This window comes from Providencia sp. PROV236 (assembly GCF_033676985.1).
GTDB lineage: Bacteria > Pseudomonadota > Gammaproteobacteria > Enterobacterales > Enterobacteriaceae > Providencia > Providencia manganoxydans.
In genome coordinates, this window is record NZ_CP096297.1 from 504922 (window position 1) to 523351 (window position 18430).

15 protein-coding genes are annotated in these 18430 nt (G+C 44.3%); 14 read left to right on the top strand and 1 reads right to left on the bottom strand.

The annotated features are described in order from the left end of the window. Positions 1–39 precede the first annotated feature (39 nt). The 5 genes from M1E96_RS02115 (at position 40) to M1E96_RS02135 (ending at position 5229) form a co-directional block, all read left to right on the top strand. Positions 40–1287 carry a styrene monooxygenase/indole monooxygenase family protein gene (locus M1E96_RS02115; protein WP_369427349.1) on the top strand — a complete coding sequence of 416 codons (1248 nt, stop codon included), beginning with the start codon at positions 40–42 and terminating at the stop codon, positions 1285–1287. 17 nt (positions 1288–1304) lie between these two features. Next, positions 1305–1841, top strand: a complete 537-nt coding sequence (locus M1E96_RS02120; protein ID WP_272581150.1) for a flavin reductase family protein — start codon at positions 1305–1307, stop codon at positions 1839–1841. Positions 1842–1855: 14 nt separating this feature from the next. Continuing rightward, positions 1856–2638, top strand: a complete 783-nt coding sequence (locus tag M1E96_RS02125) for a cyclase family protein (RefSeq protein ID WP_318708062.1) — start codon at positions 1856–1858, stop codon at positions 2636–2638. 3 nt (positions 2639–2641) lie between these two features. Next, positions 2642–4255: an NAD(P)/FAD-dependent oxidoreductase gene (locus M1E96_RS02130; RefSeq protein WP_349485546.1), complete on the top strand. Its 1614-nt coding sequence runs from the start codon at positions 2642–2644 to the stop codon at positions 4253–4255. Between the two features lie 77 nt (positions 4256–4332). Then, on the top strand, positions 4333–5229 hold the full coding sequence (locus M1E96_RS02135) for a transporter (protein ID WP_349485547.1): 897 nt from the start codon (positions 4333–4335) through the stop codon (positions 5227–5229). A gap of 231 nt (positions 5230–5460) precedes the next feature. Here the strand turns inward: M1E96_RS02135 and M1E96_RS02140 are convergent, their stop codons facing one another. Further along, positions 5461–6468 (bottom strand): AraC family transcriptional regulator, encoded by a 1008-nt coding sequence (locus M1E96_RS02140; RefSeq protein WP_070925702.1) that lies wholly within the window; start codon positions 6466–6468, stop codon positions 5461–5463. An 821-nt stretch (positions 6469–7289) separates the two neighbouring features. On the opposite strand from M1E96_RS02140, the gene M1E96_RS02145 reads away from it, so the two are divergent. From M1E96_RS02145 to M1E96_RS02185, 9 genes are all read left to right on the top strand, one after another. Further along, positions 7290–9491, top strand: a complete 2202-nt coding sequence (locus M1E96_RS02145; protein ID WP_272581145.1) for an indolepyruvate ferredoxin oxidoreductase subunit alpha — start codon at positions 7290–7292, stop codon at positions 9489–9491. A 10-nt stretch (positions 9492–9501) separates the two neighbouring features. Then, on the top strand, positions 9502–10998 hold the full coding sequence (locus tag M1E96_RS02150; protein ID WP_369427350.1) for an indolepyruvate oxidoreductase subunit beta family protein: 1497 nt from the start codon (positions 9502–9504) through the stop codon (positions 10996–10998). A gap of 10 nt (positions 10999–11008) precedes the next feature. Then, entirely contained in the window at positions 11009–11431 is a 423-nt protein-coding gene (locus tag M1E96_RS02155) for a thioesterase family protein (RefSeq protein ID WP_272581143.1), read from the top strand. Between the two features lie 28 nt (positions 11432–11459). Further along, positions 11460–13775, top strand: coding sequence for a bifunctional salicylyl-CoA 5-hydroxylase/oxidoreductase (locus M1E96_RS02160; RefSeq protein ID WP_140178837.1), 2316 nt, complete (start codon positions 11460–11462; stop codon positions 13773–13775). A gap of 25 nt (positions 13776–13800) precedes the next feature. Next, entirely contained in the window at positions 13801–14928 is a 1128-nt protein-coding gene (locus tag M1E96_RS02165; protein ID WP_272581141.1) for a cupin domain-containing protein, read from the top strand. A gap of 67 nt (positions 14929–14995) precedes the next feature. Then, positions 14996–15907, top strand: coding sequence for a fumarylacetoacetate hydrolase family protein (locus M1E96_RS02170; protein ID WP_070925692.1), 912 nt, complete (start codon positions 14996–14998; stop codon positions 15905–15907). An 18-nt stretch (positions 15908–15925) separates the two neighbouring features. Continuing rightward, positions 15926–16957 (top strand): carbon-nitrogen hydrolase family protein, encoded by a 1032-nt coding sequence (locus tag M1E96_RS02175; RefSeq protein WP_369427351.1) that lies wholly within the window; start codon positions 15926–15928, stop codon positions 16955–16957. After that, entirely contained in the window at positions 16954–17709 is a 756-nt protein-coding gene (locus tag M1E96_RS02180) for an Asp/Glu racemase (RefSeq protein ID WP_140178841.1), read from the top strand. The genes M1E96_RS02175 and M1E96_RS02180 overlap by 4 nt, the downstream gene beginning before the upstream one ends. Positions 17710–17934: 225 nt before the next feature. After that, positions 17935–18402, top strand: coding sequence for a MarR family winged helix-turn-helix transcriptional regulator (locus tag M1E96_RS02185; protein WP_272581139.1), 468 nt, complete (start codon positions 17935–17937; stop codon positions 18400–18402). The last annotated feature ends 28 nt before the right edge of the window (positions 18403–18430 follow it).

Here is an 18430-nt window from a genome sequence, read left to right on the forward strand (position 1 = left end):
GTAGCCTTCATTTTGTAAAACAGTATTGAGGAAATAACTATGCGTAGTATAGCGATCGTAGGTGGTGGTCAGGCGGGGATGCCATTGGCTCTTGGCCTATTAGATAAAGGTTATCAAGTGACCGTTGCGACAAACAGAACACCCGATGATGTTAAGAATGGCCGCGTGATGTCAAGCCAATGCATGTTTGATATCTCACTGCAATTTGAGCGTGACCTTGGCATTAACTTTTGGGAAGAAGAGTGCCCGCCTGTAGAAGGTATTGGTTTTACGATACCAAATCCAGAAAAATGTGGTGAGAAAGCAATTACATGGCGTTCGCGTCTCGATAATTACGCACAGGCGGTCGATCAGCGGATCAAAATGCCATATTGGATGGAGCTGTTTGCGGCACGTGGCGGTAATTTACGCATTGAGGATGTGGGGGTCGCTGAGTTAGAAAAATTAGCTGAGACCCATGATTTGGTTGTGCTGGCGGGCGGAAAAGGGGAAATTGTTAAATTATTAGAACGTGATGCAACACGTTCTCCTTATGATAAACCGCAGCGTGCATTGGCGTTAACCTATGTACATGGTATGACCCCAACACCTGAATTCTCACAAGTTTCTTTTAATTTGATCCCCGGTGTTGGTGAATACTTTGTGTTTCCATCACTGACCACCACGGGTGCCTGCCATATCATGGTGTTTGAAGGGATCCCCGGCGGGCCAATGGATCAGTGGAATGAAGCAAGAACACCACAAGAGCATTTAGCATACAGTAAAAAAATCCTTGATACCTATCTACCGTGGGAGGCTGAACGTTGCCGTTATATTGAGTTAACGGATGATAACGGGATATTAGCTGGTCGATTTGCACCTACCGTTCGTAAGCCAGTACTGACACTGCCTTCAGGCAAACAAGTGTTTGGTTTAGGGGATGCATTGGTAACCAATGATCCTCTAACAGGACAAGGGTCAAACAACGCCACTAAAGCGTGCAAAGTCTACTATGATGCGATCCTCGCCCATGGTGACAAGCCATTTACTGCTCAATGGATGAACGACACCTTTGAGCAATTCTGGAAATATGGGCGTCATGTGGTTGAATGGACTAACTCTCTGTTAGCCCCACCAGAGCCACATATCCTCAATTTATTGGGAGCAGCACAACAGCTGCCAGCCTTATCACACACAATCGCAAATGCGTTTAACTATCCTCCAGTGCTATTTCCTTGGTGGAAAGATGGGCACGCTTGTGATGCCTACATTCAATCATTAATGACGGAAGATGCGCGAGCGTCATAACAAGAGAGGGTAGATGTATGTCGATGATTGCAGAGGATATAACAATGCGTGAGAGCGAATGGGGACATACCGAGTTTGAATCGAAAGTATTGCGTAACCTGTTGGGATGCTACCCAACAGGGGTTGCGATTGTCACGACGCGTACTGCCGATGGCCGCGATGTTGGGTTGACTATCAACTCATTTGCTTCGCTATCCCTCGATCCTCCTTTGGTTTTATGGAGCTTAGTTAATCATTCACCCAATTTAGATGTCTTCCGTGATTGTACGCACTTCACCATCAATATACTGGGTAAAGATCACCAAGAGCTTGCATTACGCTTTGCTAACCCACGGATCACCAACAAGTTTGAAAATGTTGCTGTGCACATCACGCCAGAAGGTATGCCTGCATTACGAGGAGCTATTGCCACACTCGTGTGTGAAAACCACAAACAAGATCATATCGGTGACCACTTATTAATGGTTGGTCATGTGCGTCGCATTGGTAGCGAGGCAGGTAAACCTTTAGTTTTCCACGGCGGTAGCTTTACTGCCCTACATGACGCGCAATAAGCGCAGGAGACACTATGAACCAGCAAACCTTAATGTCATTCGCGACACAGTTACAAAAAGGCCAAATTCGCATTGTCGATCTGACTCAAACATTGTCACCGTCATTTCCGGCATTGCAGCTACCTGAACAGTTTGGTCAGGTATGGTCATTTAGCATGGAGCAAATCTCTCGCTACGATGAGAACGGCCCTGCATGGTATTGGAACAACTTTAGTTGTGGGGAGCATACAGGAACCCACTTTGATGCTCCCATTCATTGGATTAGTGGCAAAGATCAGGCGAACAACACCGTCGACACTATTCCATTACAGCATTTTATTGCCCCTGCTGTAGTGGTTGATGCCAGTAAAGAGGTGGCGGAAAACGCCGATTGGGTATTAACCGTTGATTTTTTACAAAAGTGGGAGGCTCAACACGGGAAAATTCCCGCAGCGGCATGGGTACTATTGAGAACAGATTGGTCTAAAAAAGCCGATAACCCAGAAGCTTACGTCAATATGCGTGAAGATGGAGCACATACACCGGGTCCTTCACAAGAAGCCGTCGAATGGTTAATTCATCAACGTGATGTGAAAGGATTTGGTGTTGAAACTATTAATACCGACGCAGGCCAATCCTATAGCTGGCCGATCCCTTACCCATGTCATACGTTGATGCATGGTAATAATAAGTATGGCCTACAGTGCTTGAAAAATCTCGATCAATTGCCAGCAACGGGGGTTGTTATCGTTGCTGCGCCATTAAAAATTGAAGGGGGTTCTGGTAGCCCATTGCGTGTTCTTGCATTGGTGGGGTGATGTATGGCGATGCAATCTAACCCCCAAGTGATTGTCGTAGGGAGTGGTATGAACTCCTTAATGTGTGCCGCCTTATTGGCGGTACGTGGAAAATCGGTCTTAGTGTTAGAGCGCAATGATAGATTGGGTGGTTGTATTCGCACCGAAAATCTCTATGAGGGATACACCCACGATGTGCTTTCTTGTTGGTATTCGTTATTTGTTGGTAGTCCTGGCTACCAAGAACTCGAACCTTACTTAAAACAGCAAGGGCTAGAATTTGCTCAATGTGACTATTCAACTGGATTAGTACAACCGAATGGGCAGTCGATAGCATTAAAACGCGATATTACTGAAGCGGCAAAACAGTTAGATCAAGTGGCAGAAGGTGATGGGCAAGTTTTCCGGCAAATGGCAGAAAAATTGTTTAGTGAAGATGCCTCTTTGACTTTTGGCTTGCTCGGACAGAACCCTTACAGCGGCAGCATGCTAAAGCTATTGTTCAGTGAATGGCGTAAACGCGGTGTCGATGGGCTACTCGATTTTGCTAAAGCAGGGGTCGAAAGCTTTAGGCGCTGGTCTGAACGTGAGTTACAGCATGATTTTAGCCGTGCCTTGATGGCGCCATGGGTGTTGCATACAGGTTTAGGACCTGATGAAGCAAGTTCGGCATTAATTGGTAAATTAACCTTTGCAGCGGTGGTTGCCGGTGGAATGCCTGTTGTAAAAGGCGGTAGTTATCGCATTGTCGAGGCATTTTCTCGCGTTATTGAACAGCATGGTGGGCAATTACAAACCTCCATGAATGTGGAAAAAATCATCACTGAAGGCACAGGAAAGCAACGGCGTGCAACTGGTGTGAAAGTTAACGGTCAAGTGTTGTTGGCGACACAGAGCGTGGTGTGCAACGTCACTCCAACACAGCTATACGGCAGTTTGCTTGACGATGTGCCACAGCAAGTGAGGCAAAAAGCAAAAGGGTATCGCTATGGGCGAGCAGGCATGCAAATTCACTTTGCCTTGAGTGCCCCACCACCATGGTGCAATTCTGAATTATTGCATGTTCCACTGGTACACTTTACGGAAAGTATGGAACAAGTTTGCTTGTCTGTGACGCAAGCAAACAACGGTTATTTGCCGGATAAACCGACTTTCGGTATTGGCCAACCAACGGCGCTTGATCCTAGCCGTGCACCAGAAGGTGGTTGGATCTTATGGATCCAGATGCAAGAGCTGCCTCGGCAATTAAAAGGTGATGCTGCGGGGCTCATTAATATACCCGCAGATGGTACTTGGAACGATGAAGTGCGAGAAGCTGTTGCCGATCGTATTCAACAACGTCTAGAGCTAGTCATGCCCGGAGTCTCATCATTGATTGTAGGCCGAACTGCAATCTCTCCGGCTGATCTTGAAAATTATAATTGTAACCTTGTTGGCGGCGACCCCTATTCAGGAACCTGTTCTCCTGATCAGTTTTTCTGGTTACGCCCATTTGCTGCCACAGGACAAACGAAAACACATCAAACAGCAGTCAAAAATCTCTTCCACATTGGCGCATCAACACATCCAGGCCCCGGTTTAGGTGGGGGATCTGGCTATCTTGTTGCACAAAAATTAGCAGTAAAACGTAGGAAGTAACTATAAGTGCAACGGAATGTACACCATAACAAGCAAAGACAAACACAGCAATTACCGCAACCACTATGGCAGGATAAATGATGAATAAAAGAATGATCAGTAAGTTGGTAGCAGGTTCATGTTTAGGTGCACTTTCGTTCGGTGCGATGGCAACTGAAGGCGGTGGATTAGGTATCTATCCGGATGGATTAGAAAACTTTATGTCAGGGGCATTGCCTCCACCGGGGCTGCATGTATTGATGTACGCGGGGAATGCACACTATGACAGCGTCAGAGATAATAAAGGAAATAAAGTACCTATCCCAGGTTTTAGCGTGAACGTGAATGTATTAGCACCACGTTTGATTTGGGTAACTGATCAAAAAATATTGAACGGTGACTTTGTTGTTCATACGGTTATTCCATTACTGGATGTTACGGCAAAAGCGGCGGGCCATAAAGAAACCAGTCGTGGCCTTGGTGATATTACGGTGGGGGCAGGGTTAGGTTATCACCCATCCGCTGATTTACATTATGTTATTGGATTAGATACTTTTACACCAACAGGTAAATACAGTAAAACTGACCCATCTAGCTTAGGTAAAAACTATTGGACCATTCAACCTGTTTGGGCAATTAGCTATATTCCACCCGTAGGTGTAAATGCGGACTTAAAGATGATGTATGATTTTAACTTCCGTAATGATGAGACAAAAACGCGTTCAGGTCAGGCATTTCATGCTGATTATGCACTGGGCTGGGGTTTTGGAAATGGCTGGGTTGCTGGTGTGGGGGGCTATGCTTTCCTACAAACAACGGATGATAGTGGTCCTAATTCAGCACAAGGTAAGGCTCGTGCTTATTCGATTGGCCCATCCATTCGTTATGCTAACCAGCAAGGCTGGCTATTTACGGCTAAATGGGAAAAAGATTTCGAAGTGAGAAATCGTCCTGAAGGCTCACAGCTTTACTTAAAGGCCTCGATTCCTTTCTAATATGACGTAGCCCAGTAAGGTGATTACTGGGCTATACTCGTGATATTTCAAATTGTAGCGTTGTTGATTACGTTCATTCGTACTAGTCATCTACTATATGTAGGCTCTCTGTGAGTCATTCACTTGTCGCCTAGCTGCACCTTAAATTATTTAGGGTATAGTCTCATGTAATAGCAAAGGATGAAGGCTTTTCTTACGTAATAAAGAGAAGCCTTTATTGAGGTGCAACAATTAAGTCTTTTTTATGCTTTGGCTTGGCGTTTCACCGTAGCGTTGCTTATATTCAGCGCTGAAACGCCCCATATGTGCAAAACCCCACCGTAGCGCGACACCAGCAACACTGACTGCTTCGCCAGAAAGTAATTCAGAACGTACACGTTCCATTCGTAAGTCACGTAAATATTGCATAGGACTGATATCTAGAAATTCTTTAAACCCTGCATATAAACTGCGAAGGCTAACACCTGCGATATGTGCGAGCTGTTCTACCGTAATTGGCTCGTGAGCATGGGCTTCTAAGTACTCCTGCACACGCCTAACATGCCTTGGACGGATCGTGGCACGTCGAGTTCCGGGATCTTCCGTATAATTATGGGATTGAGTTGATAACAAAGTGACAGATACTAATTGTTCAACTTGAGAGATAATCAATTTATGTTGTAAAAGATCGGGAGTGCCTGTAGCGCATTCAATCAAATAATTCATTAGGGTTCGCCATGCAATACAAGATTGCCATTCAAACCCTAATTCAAATACTAAAGGCTTATCTAAAGTATGTCCGAGTTGTCCAACGAGTGAGCGCTCTAATAATGAACGTGAAATACGTAACATGAACTGGTCGTTATCGCTATTCCAACACATACTCGTTGATTCTTCTGGGCTGAGTAATGATGCCATATGAGGTGTTGATTCTAATCGCTTTCCGCCACTTTCAATCACTGCGCTTCCGGAAAGTGGCATTTGTACCAGAAAAAAATCTTCTAGTTGGCCTGGGGCAATCCGTACATCAGCACCATAACGCAGGCGGCTCAATGAAATATCTCCCATTGGGATATAGTGCATGCGAGCATCTAGGCGTTGATGTGGGTTAAGTAAATTAAACTGGTGTGGTTTCATCACTCGGCCAACCATAGATTTGATCTCTTCAGGATCAGCCGAAGTAAATAGCAAACGCTCTGTTGAACAGAGCTGATTTTCAATCTGGGGTGCAGATGATTGGGACCACGAGTTGCTCAACATCGTAGGACCTCCAAATAAATTCGTCAGGCTATTTATTGTTATATATTCGTCATACTTCAAGTTGCAGTGTGTTGACTACGCTCATTCGCTGCTCATCACATACTGATGTATGCTCCTAGCGACTCATTCACTTGTCGCCTAGCTGCACCTTGAATTATTCAGAATAGAGGCTTTATTTACGCAGTGCCTGATCCATTCTTTTTTTATTTATCCATAAGCCTTTTTCAAGGAATGACAATGCGAAATAGAGCTCGCTTTGTTAACATTTTATTAAAATACTTGTAACTATTGTGTCTCGAACATAGCACGAATGATGTGGTAGACATAGGTAGTTGTGTGCAAAAACTATCCATAAAATGCAAAAAAATCCCCCAATATTAGTTAATGTGATGGTGTTATCAGTATAAAAAATAAAGCTATTTGAATTATATAATGGTGAAATATTCATGATAAATCATATTTATTCTTATATTCTGTTGCCTTTATAAGCTAACGTTAAATTAATAATGATGTTTATTCATTTATTTTAGATTATTACACTATAACACTAGCTTAACTATGGTTATTAGTGGTGTTTTTGACTAAGTGAGCTAATCGTTTATTCATAGTCCTATTGTTCTCTTCTATTTTCCTTCCCCGATATAAATCGTATTTCCTTATTGTTTTTACTGGTTTTTGTCCAATCAATGCAGGGCTTATCCACTCTTTGCAGAAATCTAATATACATGATTAATCATGCATTGACCTTTTGGTAACAAAAAAGATACAAGAAAGAAACGCAAAAATGATAACAACGTTCTGACGTTCATTGTGAGGTTAAAATGGCTGAGCGATCGTTTGTACAAGAAGTGCAGAAATTACGGCAAGGGGAAGGTGAAGTTTTTAGTGGTGAGGGGATCCTCGCAGTCACCAAAGCTTTATTAGAATCCGGTGTTTCTTATGTGGCAGGCTATCAAGGTGCGCCTATCTCGCATTTAATGGATGTGCTTGCTGATGCACAAGATATTTTATCTGATTATGGTATCCGTTTTGAGAATAGTGCCAGTGAAGCGACTGCTGCTGCAACACTTGCGGCATCGGTCAATTATCCACTACGAGGTGCTGTGACATTTAAAGCAACAGTAGGTACTAACGTTGCTTCTGATGCACTGGCTAACTTGGCTTCAGGTGGTGTACTGGGTGGAGCCTTGATCATCGTCGGTGAAGATTATGGCGAAGGCTCCTCGATTATGCAGGAACGTAGTCATGCGTTTGCAATGAAATCACAGATGTGGTTACTTGATCCGCGTCCTAATTTACCGTCAATTGTTCAAGCTGTAAAAGATGGATTCGATCTTTCTGAAGCGAGCAATACACCCGTTATGTTGCAGATGCGTATTCGGTCTTGCCATGTTCATGGGCAATTTATTTGTTCCGATAATCAGCATCCTAAATTTACCGTAAAAGATGCATTAGAAAATCCAACTCGCGATGTCAGCCGTATTGTATTACCTCCGGCAAGTTTCCTGCATGAAAAAGAAAAAATAGAAGCTCGCTGGCCTGCGGCTGTGAAATTTATTCAAGAGCGTCAATTGAATGAATTTTTTGCTGAAGATAGCGATGATGTTGGCATTGCTTTACAAGGTGGCTGCTATAACACCTTGATCCGTGCATTAAACCAAATTGGTCTAGCGGATGTATTTGGTAATAGCAAAATTCCATTGTATGTGATGAACGTAGCTTACCCGCTTATTGACGATGAATTTGAACGTTTTTGTCGTAATAAAAAGTCAATTTTAGTTCTTGAAGAAGGACAACCGAATTTTGTTGAACAAAATGTGGCTAACATTTTACGTCAACGCAATATCGACATTGGGTTACATGGCAAAGACATGTTACCCATGGCAGGTGAGTACAATACAGCCACCGTTTTAGCTGGTATTCGTTCTTTTTTAGAAAGATATGGCAAGATTGAACCGCAAGTAAAAGCTGCCGCAAAACAAATCCGTATACCTACAATTACGGTAGCCGCCCCACAGACAGATGCTGCTGAAGAGCCTGAATATATCAACGCAGCGGAACCCACTTTGGATGAAACCGTCCATTCGCGCCCACCAGGGTTTTGTACCGGTTGTCCCGAGCGACCAATTTTTACCGCAATGAAATTAGTCGAACGTGAGTTAGGTGAACACCACGTTAGTGCGGATATTGGCTGTCATCTATTTTCTATTCTACCGCCTTTCAACTTAGGAAATACCACTATGGGCTATGGCCTAGGTGGCGCAGGAGCGGCTGCGCTAAATGCTCAAGCGGATAAGCGAGCCATATCAGTAATGGGGGATGGGGGTTTTTGGCATAACGGTTTAACCAGCGGGATTGCTAATAGCGTGTTTAACCGTAGCGACAATTTAACTATCGTCATCGATAACAGTTATACCTCTGCGACTGGTGGGCAAGATATTTTGTCATCAACAGCATTGAATCCAACGCGCAGCACAGGTCATGAGATAGAAAAAGCCGTAAAAGGCGTCGGTGTTAAATGGGTCAAAACCATTAAGCGTACTTATGACTTAAAAACCATGACTAATACATTACGCGAAGCACTAACAACTCAAGAAAAAGGCCCTAAAGTGCTGATTGCGCAAAGCGAATGTATGTTGAATAAACAGCGTCGTGAAAAGAAAAAAGTGCGTAGTGATGTTGCAGCGGGTAAACGCGTGGTTCGCGAGCGTTTCGGTGTAGATCCAGATACATGCACAGGGGATCACTCATGTATTCGCTTATCTGGTTGCCCCTCTTTATCGATTAAGCCAAACCCAGACCCATTACGTACAGATCCGGTGGCAACAGTGATGGACAGCTGTGTTGGTTGTGGCCTTTGCGGTGAAGTTTCCCATGCCGCAGTTCTTTGTCCTTCTTTTTTCAAAGCACAGATTATCACTAATCCAAATGGCTGGGACAAATTACGTCATCGTGTTCGCGGCTGGTTTATTGGCTATTTGCAACGTCGTGACACACGTCGTCGTGAGCAACTGAGCTTCTAAGGAGAAACACATGGTTGCATTACAACCCATTAAAATAGCGATTTTAGCGATGGGCGGCGAAGGTGGTGGCGTGCTCGCTGATTGGATAGTCAATCTAGGTGAAGAAAATGGTTACTTTGCGCAAACCACTTCGGTTCCAGGGGTTGCGCAACGTACTGGCGCAACTATTTATTATGTTGAATTATTCCCTGGTGCAGAGAACCCTCTCACGCCAAAACCTGTACTCGCACTCATGCCAATGCCCGGCGATGTGGATGTTGTGCTTGCATCAGAATTGATGGAAGCTGGCAGAGCAGTACAGCGTGGTTTTGTGACACCAGAGCGTACCACACTGATTAGTTCAACACACCGTGTCTACTCTATCGCTGAAAAATCCGCCATGGGTGATGGGCGTGTTGATAGTCAAGCATTGATCCGTCATGCGAGTCTTGCAGCGCGCCAATTCATCCATTTCGATATGGAGAAAGCTGCACAGGAAAGTGGCAGTGTGATCAGTGCAGTATTATTTGGCGCATTATTTGGTGCTGGAGTCCTTCCGTTTAGTCGTGCGCAATTTGAAGAAACCATTGTGCGTGGTGGTGTTGGTGTTAAGCCAAGCTTACGTGCTTTCTCTCTTGGCGCTGAAATGGCGGCTCACCCCGAGGAAGCTCATAAACCACAAAGTGCAGAATCGGCACCTTTTAACCCGAAAAATAAGCAAGTTGTCCAATTATTGGCACGTATTGAACATGAGTTCCCTCAACACACTCACTATTTAGCTAGGGAGGGAGTACGCCGTTTAATTGATTACCAAGATCCCGCATATGCCTCTCTTTATTTAGATCGTTTAATCAAATTGTTTAGCCAACAAGGCGGCAATGATGAACGCTTGCAGCGTGCATTAGTGCGCCATTTAGCACTGTGGATGTCATACGAGGACACCATTCGTGTTGCCGATTTAAAAATTCGACACAGCCGTTTTCAACGCGTACGTAATGAAGTACGCGCTAATGATAACCAACTGCTCGATATCAATGAATTTATGCATCCACGTATTGAAGAGATTTGCGAAACCCTTCCCAAAAATTTAGGTAAGTGGTTAATGCGACCACATTGGATACACAAAGCGCTTCGCAAGTTTACACAAAAGGGACGCACAATCACTACCAGTTCACTGGGGGGATTCTTACAGTTATATCTACTCGCAGCTTGGCGACGTGGGCGTCGTACAACATTGCGCTATCAATTAGAAACTCAGCGTATTGAGCAGTGGTTATCGGCAGTTTTAAAAGCCGCGCAAACTAATCCGGCTTTAGCGACTGAAATTGCCCAGTGTCAGCGGGTGGTGAAAGGTTATAGCGATACTCATGCGCGAGGCTTACGTAACTTCCAGATATTAATGGATATTGTCGATAGTTATGGCGCTCAATTGGTTCCTACTGATTTGCGAGAACTGCGTGAAGCTGCTCTGGCTGATGAACATGGCAACGAATTGCGCAAATGCCGCCAGCGTTTGGCGATGGAATAAGGAAAACATAATGAGCCTACTGAAATTTACTCGACCACATAAGATTCTATTTTCTGAATGCGATCCTGCGGGGATCGTATTTTACCCACAGTATTTCATTATGTTTAACAACCTATTAGAGCGTTGGGTGGACGAACTGCTTCCTCAAGGTTTTGCGGGTTACATTCTTGATCAGCGTTTTGGCCTACCTACCGTACATTTAGAGGCTGAATTCAAAGCGATTAGTCGGATGGGCGATGATGTTCAACTGGAGTTGCAGGTTGAGCGCATTGGACGCAAATCAATTACGTTGCGTCAGGTCTGTACCAGTAATGTAGGGGAGTTGCGTATGCAAGTCACTCAAACTTATGTCACGACGTCTTTAGAAACGCATCAGGCCATAGCAATCCCTGATGAGCTATATCACGCCTTAACCCAGCAGCAACCTGTGTGATGGCACGACGCAACAAAGGAGAAACTGTATGAATATCGTTTGTATCGGTGGTGGACCAGCAGGGCTTTACTTCGGGTTGCTGATGAAATTACAAAACCCACAAAATCGTGTGGTCATTGTGGAGCGCAATCGTCCATATGACACGTTTGGTTGGGGCGTGGTTTTTTCTGATGCTACGCTCAGCAATTTGCGCAAAGCAGATCCAGTTTCAGCTGAAACTATTTCTGCTGAGTTTAGTCATTGGGATGATATTGATATCCACTTTAAAGGTGAATGTAATCGGAGTGGTGGTCATGGGTTCATTGGGATCGGGCGTAAAAAATTACTCAATATCTTACAAGACCGCTGTTTAGACGTTGGGGTTGAGCTCGTTTTTGAAACTCAGGTGACCGACGATCAAGAAATTGCTCGACAATATAACGCCGATCTTATTATTGCCTCTGATGGGATCAATAGCGCGGTGCGTACACGTTATGAAAATGTGTTCAAACCTGACATTGATCAGCGTCGTTGTCGGTTTGTTTGGTTAGGTACTAAGAAGATCTTCGACGCATTTACCTTCCTTTTCGCAGAAAATGAACATGGTTGGTTTCAAGTCCATGCTTACCAGTTCCAAGAAGGCTTATCGACATTTATTGTTGAAACAACAGAAGAAACTTGGCTCAAAGCTGGCATCGATCAAATGTCGCAAGAGGATGGTATTGCCTATTGCGAAAAGCTTTTTGCACCATGGTTAGAGGGTGAGAAATTGATAGCCAATGCGGCTCATTTACGTGGAGCAGCGATTTGGATCCGCTTCCCTCGGGTGATCTGTGAAAATTGGGTACATTGGACAACACCAACCGATGGGAAAGATGTTCCCGTTGTGCTCATGGGAGATGCTGCTCACACCGCACATTTTTCCATTGGCTCAGGAACTAAATTAGCACTTGAAGATGCCATTGAGCTTACTGAAAGCCTGAAGGCAACTGGTGGTGATTTGCGCAAAGGATTAGAGCACTATCAAAAAGTACGGAGTGTGGAAGTACTAAAAATTCAAAACGCTGCACGTAACTCAACAGAATGGTTTGAAAATGTGAGTCGTTATGAAAACCTTGAGCCAGAGCAATTTGCTTATTCATTACTGACACGCTCTCAACGCATCTCTCATGAAAATTTACGTGTTCGTGACTCGCAGTGGCTACAAAATTACGAAAACTGGTTTGCAGCAAAATCAGGTGTGGATTTAGCTCCTGCTGCGCAGCAGATACCACCAATGCTAACGCCATACCGTTTGCGTGGTGTTGAGTTGAAGAACCGAGTTATTGCTTCACCAACGTTACTGTATTGCGCAACGGATGGCTTAGTCAGTGATTTTCATTTGGTACATATCGGTAGCCGTGCATTAGGTGGTGCTAGCCTGATCATGACAGAAATGACCGCGATCTCTCCTCAAGCACGAGTCACTGAAGGTTGCCCCGGTATTTGGAATTCTCAACAAGTGGATGCTTGGCGATCGGTAACACAGTTTGTACATCAAAAAACGGATGCCAAAATTGGTATTCAACTAGGGCACGCGGGACGTCGTGGTTCCACGCAGCGTGGTTGGGAACAAGAAAACCATCCATTGAAATCTGGGAACTGGCCTTTAGTCAGCGCATCTGCATTGCCTTATTTAGTGAATATTTCACAGGTACCTAGTGAATTAACAGAGTCTCAGATGGCGGAGATCATTGACCAATTCGTCGCAGCTGCAAAACGTGCCGATGAAGCAGGCTTTGATTGGCTAGAGTTGCAAGCTGCGCATGGTTATTTGCTATCAAGCTTTATCTCACCATTGGCAAATCACCGCACCGACAATTTTGGCGGTACGCTCGAAAACCGTCTACGTTTCCCTCTCGCTGTCGTGAGTGCTGTTCGTCAAGTATGGCCAGAGGATAAACCTCTTTCTGTACGTATTTCTACTACTGACTGGGTTGATGGTGGTACAACAGTTGATGAGGCAGTTCTCATAGGCCAAGCCATGTATCAGGCTGGTGCTGACATTGTTGATTGCTCTTCTGGGGAAGTCTCTCCACTACAGCAGCCAGTCTATGGACGTATGTATCAAACACCGATGGCCGATCGTGTTCGCAATGAAGGTGATGTGCCGGTTATTGCTGTTGGCGCGATTACTGATGCTGATCAGGTCAACAGTATTATTGCTTCAGGGCGCGCTGATCTGTGTGCGCTATCCCGCCCATTACTGGCTGATCCTGCTTGGTTACTACATGAGTGTGCTCGATTTGGTTGGAACACGGTGAGTTGGCCAGCACCTTATGAATACGGGCGCCAACAACTGATACAACAAGCAAAAAATCGCTAAATGTAATGGCTATTAGGAGGAAACAATGGGTACCCAATCGCATGATCAATATAGAGAAAATATAGCAGGGCGTGCTGATGTTGCTGATACTCCAGAGCTGGTTGAGTATTACAAACAATTAGCTGATTTGAAAACCGGCGCATTATGGACGGTTGCGAACAAAATAGAGCCTTGGCAGCCGCAGTCTTCATCAGTTCCTGTGTTATGGCGCTACCATGATTTACGTGAGCACGTACTACGCTCGGTTGAGTTGGTTACCCCAGAAAAAGCGGGGCGTCGGGTCATTTATTTAAATAATCCAGGTCGACAAGATGTTGCGGCCGCAGTTGGCTGGCTCTATTCAGGTTTGCAGGTTATGCACCCCGGTGAAGCCGCCTCGGCGCATGCTCATTCTTCATCTGCATTACGTTTCATCATGGAAGGGCGGGGCGCCTATACCATCGTTGAAGGGCAAAAAATGATGTTAGAAGCCAATGATTTTGTATTAACGCCTAATGGGACATGGCATGAGCATGGTGTTGCTGAAGATGGTTTGCCGTGTATTTGGCAGGATGGCTTAGATATCCCATTAGTTAATGCAATGGAAGCCGGTTTTTATAAAGTGCATCCTGATTTACATCAGGTACAAACTCACCCAATTGATTACCCAGTAGGTATGTGGGGAGGTACGGCACTGCGGCCACACCACATTGGTTGGGATAAACCATATTCACCATTATTTAAATATCAATGGGGGCCGACATATGAAGCATTACAGCGAGCAGCAAAAGCCGCAGATGGCTCACCTTTTGATGACATTTTAATGCACTACACCAACCCATTAACAGGTGGACCTGTGATGCCAACCATTGGTGCCAGTATGCAATTGTTACGTCCTGGGTTTGTTGGGAAAGCACATCGCCATACAGGCAGTTTTATCTATCAGGTTGCTAAAGGTAAAGGTTATTCAGTCATTAATGGGCAACGTTTTGATTGGCAAGAACGTGACATTTTTTGTGTTCCGTCGTGGATGTTCCATGAACATGTAAACACTTCACAGAATGATGATGCTTGCCTGTTTTGTTTCAACGACTTACCTGTCATGAACTCACTTGGGCTGTACTATGAAGAAGCCCTAGCTGAAAACGATGGTCATCAAAAAATTATTAGTTAGTTATTAAATTATATTAATTATTTACGTGAAGATTTAAGTCAGGTGAACCTGACAAAGGAGAAGAATTATGCGTCTTATTACTTACCGTTCAGATATCACCGCGGCTGCACGTTTAGGGGCAATTGTTGGTAATCAAGTGGTCGATCTCGCTCGATTGGCAGAAGAGCAAGGTCAGTATCTACCTGATAATATGTTGGATTTTATCGACCTAGGCCCTCAAGGGGTTCGCTCTGGAACCGATTTATTAGAAGCATACCAAGGCCATTTTCCTGCGGGTACTGCTTGGCCCGTTCAGAACGTCAAAATTTTGGCACCAATTCCTCGCCCAAGAAAAAACATTTTTGGTATTGGTTTGAACTATGTAGAACACGTCGCCGAGTCTAGCCGTACACTCGATACATCGAAAGAATTACCAAAAGAGCCCGTTATTTTTTCTAAGCCACCGACCACGGTGATTGGTCCAGATGATGCGATTGAACATAACGCAAAGATCACTCAACAGTTAGATTGGGAAGTGGAACTGGCGGTAATTATGGGAACCCGTGCAAAAAGGGTTTCAGAAGCCGATGCGTTAGATTACGTCTTTGGTTATAGCTTAATGATAGATATGAGTGCTCGTGACTGCCGTCGTGCAGGTCAGTGGATTTATTCTAAAGGACAAGATACCTATGCACCATTTGGACCTTGTATTGTCACCGCAGATGAAATTCCAGATCCACATAGCTTAAATTTGAGTTTGAAAGTGAATGGTGTGACTAAACAGGATTCAAATACTCGACATATGCTATTTAACGTAAATGCTCTGATTGCTGATATTAGTAAAGGGATCACGCTTGAACCGGGCGATATTATTGCGACGGGTACCCCTGAAGGCGTCGGTGCAGGGCGTTCTCCTCAAGAATGGGTATGGCCTGGTGATGTTATTGAAGCCTATGTCGAGAAGATTGGTGAGTTGCGCCATCCTGTTGTAGCAGTATAAAGCCAAGGAGAGCAGAAGATGTTAAATTTACCTCAATTTAAAGCTGCGGCGGTACAAGCCGCCCCTGTTTTCCTCAATACCGATGCCACTGTTGATAAAGTGTGTAAATTAATCGAAGAAGCTGCGGATAATGGCGCAAAATTAGTCGCATTTCCTGAAGTGTTTATCTCAGGCTACCCTTATTGGAGCTGGGTGATGAACCCTATTGAAGGTAGTCCTTGGTTCGAAAAACTTTGTAAGTCTGCGATTGAAGTTCCTGGGCCTGAAATTCGTAAGGTTGCCCAAGCAGCTGCTCGCCACCATATCAATGTGGTTGTCGGGGTGAATGAACGTAATTCAAATGGTATTGCAACGCTTTACAACACATTAGTCACCATTTCGGATGAAGGCAAAATATTAGGCCGTCACCGTAAGTTAGTCCCAACGTGGGCAGAAAAGCTAACGTGGGCAAATGGTGATGCTTCATCATTAAAAGTACACCAAACCAGCATTGGGCCTTTAGGTGCACTTGCTTGTGGTGAAAACACCAATACATTAGCGCGTTTCTCATTACTTGCTCAGGGCGAGCTAGTGCATATCGCAAGTTATATTGCGTTACCTGTCGCTCCTAAAGATTATGACATGGCAGAAGCCATTAGATTACGTGCGTCAGCGCATTGCTTTGAAGGTAAGGTGTTTACCATTATTTCTTGTTCGACTGTTTCTGAGGAAATAGTTGAAGCAATGGCAGCATCTCACCCGCAATCTAGAGAATTACTCGCGCGACCTAATAGTGCATTTTCAGGGATCATTGGGCCAGATGGCCGTGTGATAGGTGAACCTTTAATTGATAAAGAGGGGATCGTCTATGCGGACATTGATTTGAATCGCCGCATTCAGCCAAGACAAATGCATGATATTACAGGTCACTATAATCGCTTTGATATTTTTGATTTACAGGTTAATCGTCGTCCACTGACAGCAGCACGTTTCCATCATAACGGGCAAGATATTGATGAGTTAAATCAATTTGGTGATCAGGATGAAATTTCACAGGAGAAAGGGCTATGAGTCATGTGCGTTCGTATCGTATCGGGCAAATAGTGCCCTCTTCGAATACCACTATGGAAACGGAAATCCCTGCTATTTTACGAGCTCGTGAGGCACTGTTTCCGGAACGGTTTACATTTCATTCAAGCCGTATGCGCATGAAAAAAGTGACTAAAGAAGAATTGGAAAAAATGGATGCAGATAGCGATCGTTGTGCTATCGAACTGTCTGACGCAGCCGTTGATGTATTAGGCTATGCCTGTTTAGTCGCTATTATGAGTATGGGGAAGGGCTATCATCGCGTTTCTGAGAAACGCCTACATCAACGCACGATTGATAATGGCCATATGGCTCCCGTTGTGACAAGTGCCGGAGCGCTTGTTGATGGGTTGCATGCAGTTGGGGCCAAGCGCGTCTCTATCTTAACCCCTTATATGAAGCCACTGACTCAGTTAGTCATTGATTATATCGAAAATGAAGGCATCGAGGTGGTGGACAGTATTTCTTTGGAAATACCGGACAACTTGGATGTAGGCCGACAAGATCCATTAGCACCAGTGGAAATCACGAAAAAGTTAAATACTAACGTTGATGTGATTGTGGCTTCAGCTTGTGTGCAAATGCCTTCATTACCATCAGTGCAATTAATTGAAGATCGCGTAGGGTTGCCTGTATTGTCATCATCCGTTGCAACAACCTATATGATGCTGAAAAAGTTAGGATTAGATACTCGCGTTGATGGATTCGGCTCTCTGCTTTCAGGAAAGTTTTAAACAAATGGTATTAAAGAGTCGTTTTCTATCTGCTAACCTTTTAATATCGAATGAAATAATACGTTCTATATCCTAAAATAATTCGAGATGCAGATAGGTGACAAGCAAAGATAGTCGGGGAATGTAGATAGGCTATGTGGCTCGACTAGCTGAGCGTAGTCACCATATCTTAACCAAAAGCCCCGCAGCTTGAAGTATGGCGAGTATATTAGGCAAGAGGAACCGATGCCAGACTCTAAAGTATTTGTTGATAATTACTTGCCTGCCCTATTGGGGCAGGCATGGATGCTTGTTTCATCCGAGTTTCATGCTGTTGTTGAAGCTAATGGTTTGTCGGTGCTTGAATGGCGGGTGCTTTCGACATTGGCTGATAATGGCTCAATGGGGATCACTGAGTTATCCCAAAAAACCGTCAGCAAGCAGCCAACGATCACCCGTGTATTGCAGAGATTAGAGCAACAAGGGCATGTTATTCGGCACAATAACCATACAGGCAGTGATCGTCGAGTAACGCTAGTAAGTATGACTTCAAGTGGTATGTTACTTGTGGAAGGGCTATTAAAAGAAGCAGAACAACATGAGCAATTGGTTTTGGCTCCTCTAGGTACACGTAAAAGTAAAATGCTAAAGCAGGTATTACAAGAGTTGATTGAACGGCATAGTACAGTGGAAATAAAAAATAACGAAAAATGACTAATCAAATTAGTAGTGAATAATTTAT

Excerpts from the sequence above, each read along its gene's own strand:
- M1E96_RS02130 (WP_349485546.1), top strand. The coding sequence starts at position 2,642 with ATGGCGATGCAATCTAACCCCCAAGTGATTGTCGTAGGGAGTGGTATG.
- M1E96_RS02160 (WP_140178837.1), top strand. The coding sequence starts at position 11,460 with ATGAATATCGTTTGTATCGGTGGTGGACCAGCAGGGCTTTACTTCGGG.
- M1E96_RS02125 (WP_318708062.1), top strand. The coding sequence starts at position 1,856 with ATGAACCAGCAAACCTTAATGTCATTCGCGACACAGTTACAAAAAGGC.
- M1E96_RS02185 (WP_272581139.1), top strand. The coding sequence starts at position 17,935 with ATGCCAGACTCTAAAGTATTTGTTGATAATTACTTGCCTGCCCTATTG.
- M1E96_RS02150 (WP_369427350.1), top strand. The coding sequence starts at position 9,502 with ATGGTTGCATTACAACCCATTAAAATAGCGATTTTAGCGATGGGCGGC.
- M1E96_RS02115 (WP_369427349.1), top strand. The coding sequence starts at position 40 with ATGCGTAGTATAGCGATCGTAGGTGGTGGTCAGGCGGGGATGCCATTG.
- M1E96_RS02165 (WP_272581141.1), top strand. The coding sequence starts at position 13,801 with ATGGGTACCCAATCGCATGATCAATATAGAGAAAATATAGCAGGGCGT.
- M1E96_RS02180 (WP_140178841.1), top strand. The coding sequence starts at position 16,954 with ATGAGTCATGTGCGTTCGTATCGTATCGGGCAAATAGTGCCCTCTTCG.
- M1E96_RS02120 (WP_272581150.1), top strand. The coding sequence starts at position 1,305 with ATGTCGATGATTGCAGAGGATATAACAATGCGTGAGAGCGAATGGGGA.
- M1E96_RS02155 (WP_272581143.1), top strand. The coding sequence starts at position 11,009 with ATGAGCCTACTGAAATTTACTCGACCACATAAGATTCTATTTTCTGAA.
- M1E96_RS02135 (WP_349485547.1), top strand. The coding sequence starts at position 4,333 with ATGATGAATAAAAGAATGATCAGTAAGTTGGTAGCAGGTTCATGTTTA.
- M1E96_RS02170 (WP_070925692.1), top strand. The coding sequence starts at position 14,996 with ATGCGTCTTATTACTTACCGTTCAGATATCACCGCGGCTGCACGTTTA.
- M1E96_RS02175 (WP_369427351.1), top strand. The coding sequence starts at position 15,926 with ATGTTAAATTTACCTCAATTTAAAGCTGCGGCGGTACAAGCCGCCCCT.
- M1E96_RS02140 (WP_070925702.1), bottom strand. The coding sequence starts at position 6,468 with ATGTTGAGCAACTCGTGGTCCCAATCATCTGCACCCCAGATTGAAAAT.
- M1E96_RS02145 (WP_272581145.1), top strand. The coding sequence starts at position 7,290 with ATGGCTGAGCGATCGTTTGTACAAGAAGTGCAGAAATTACGGCAAGGG.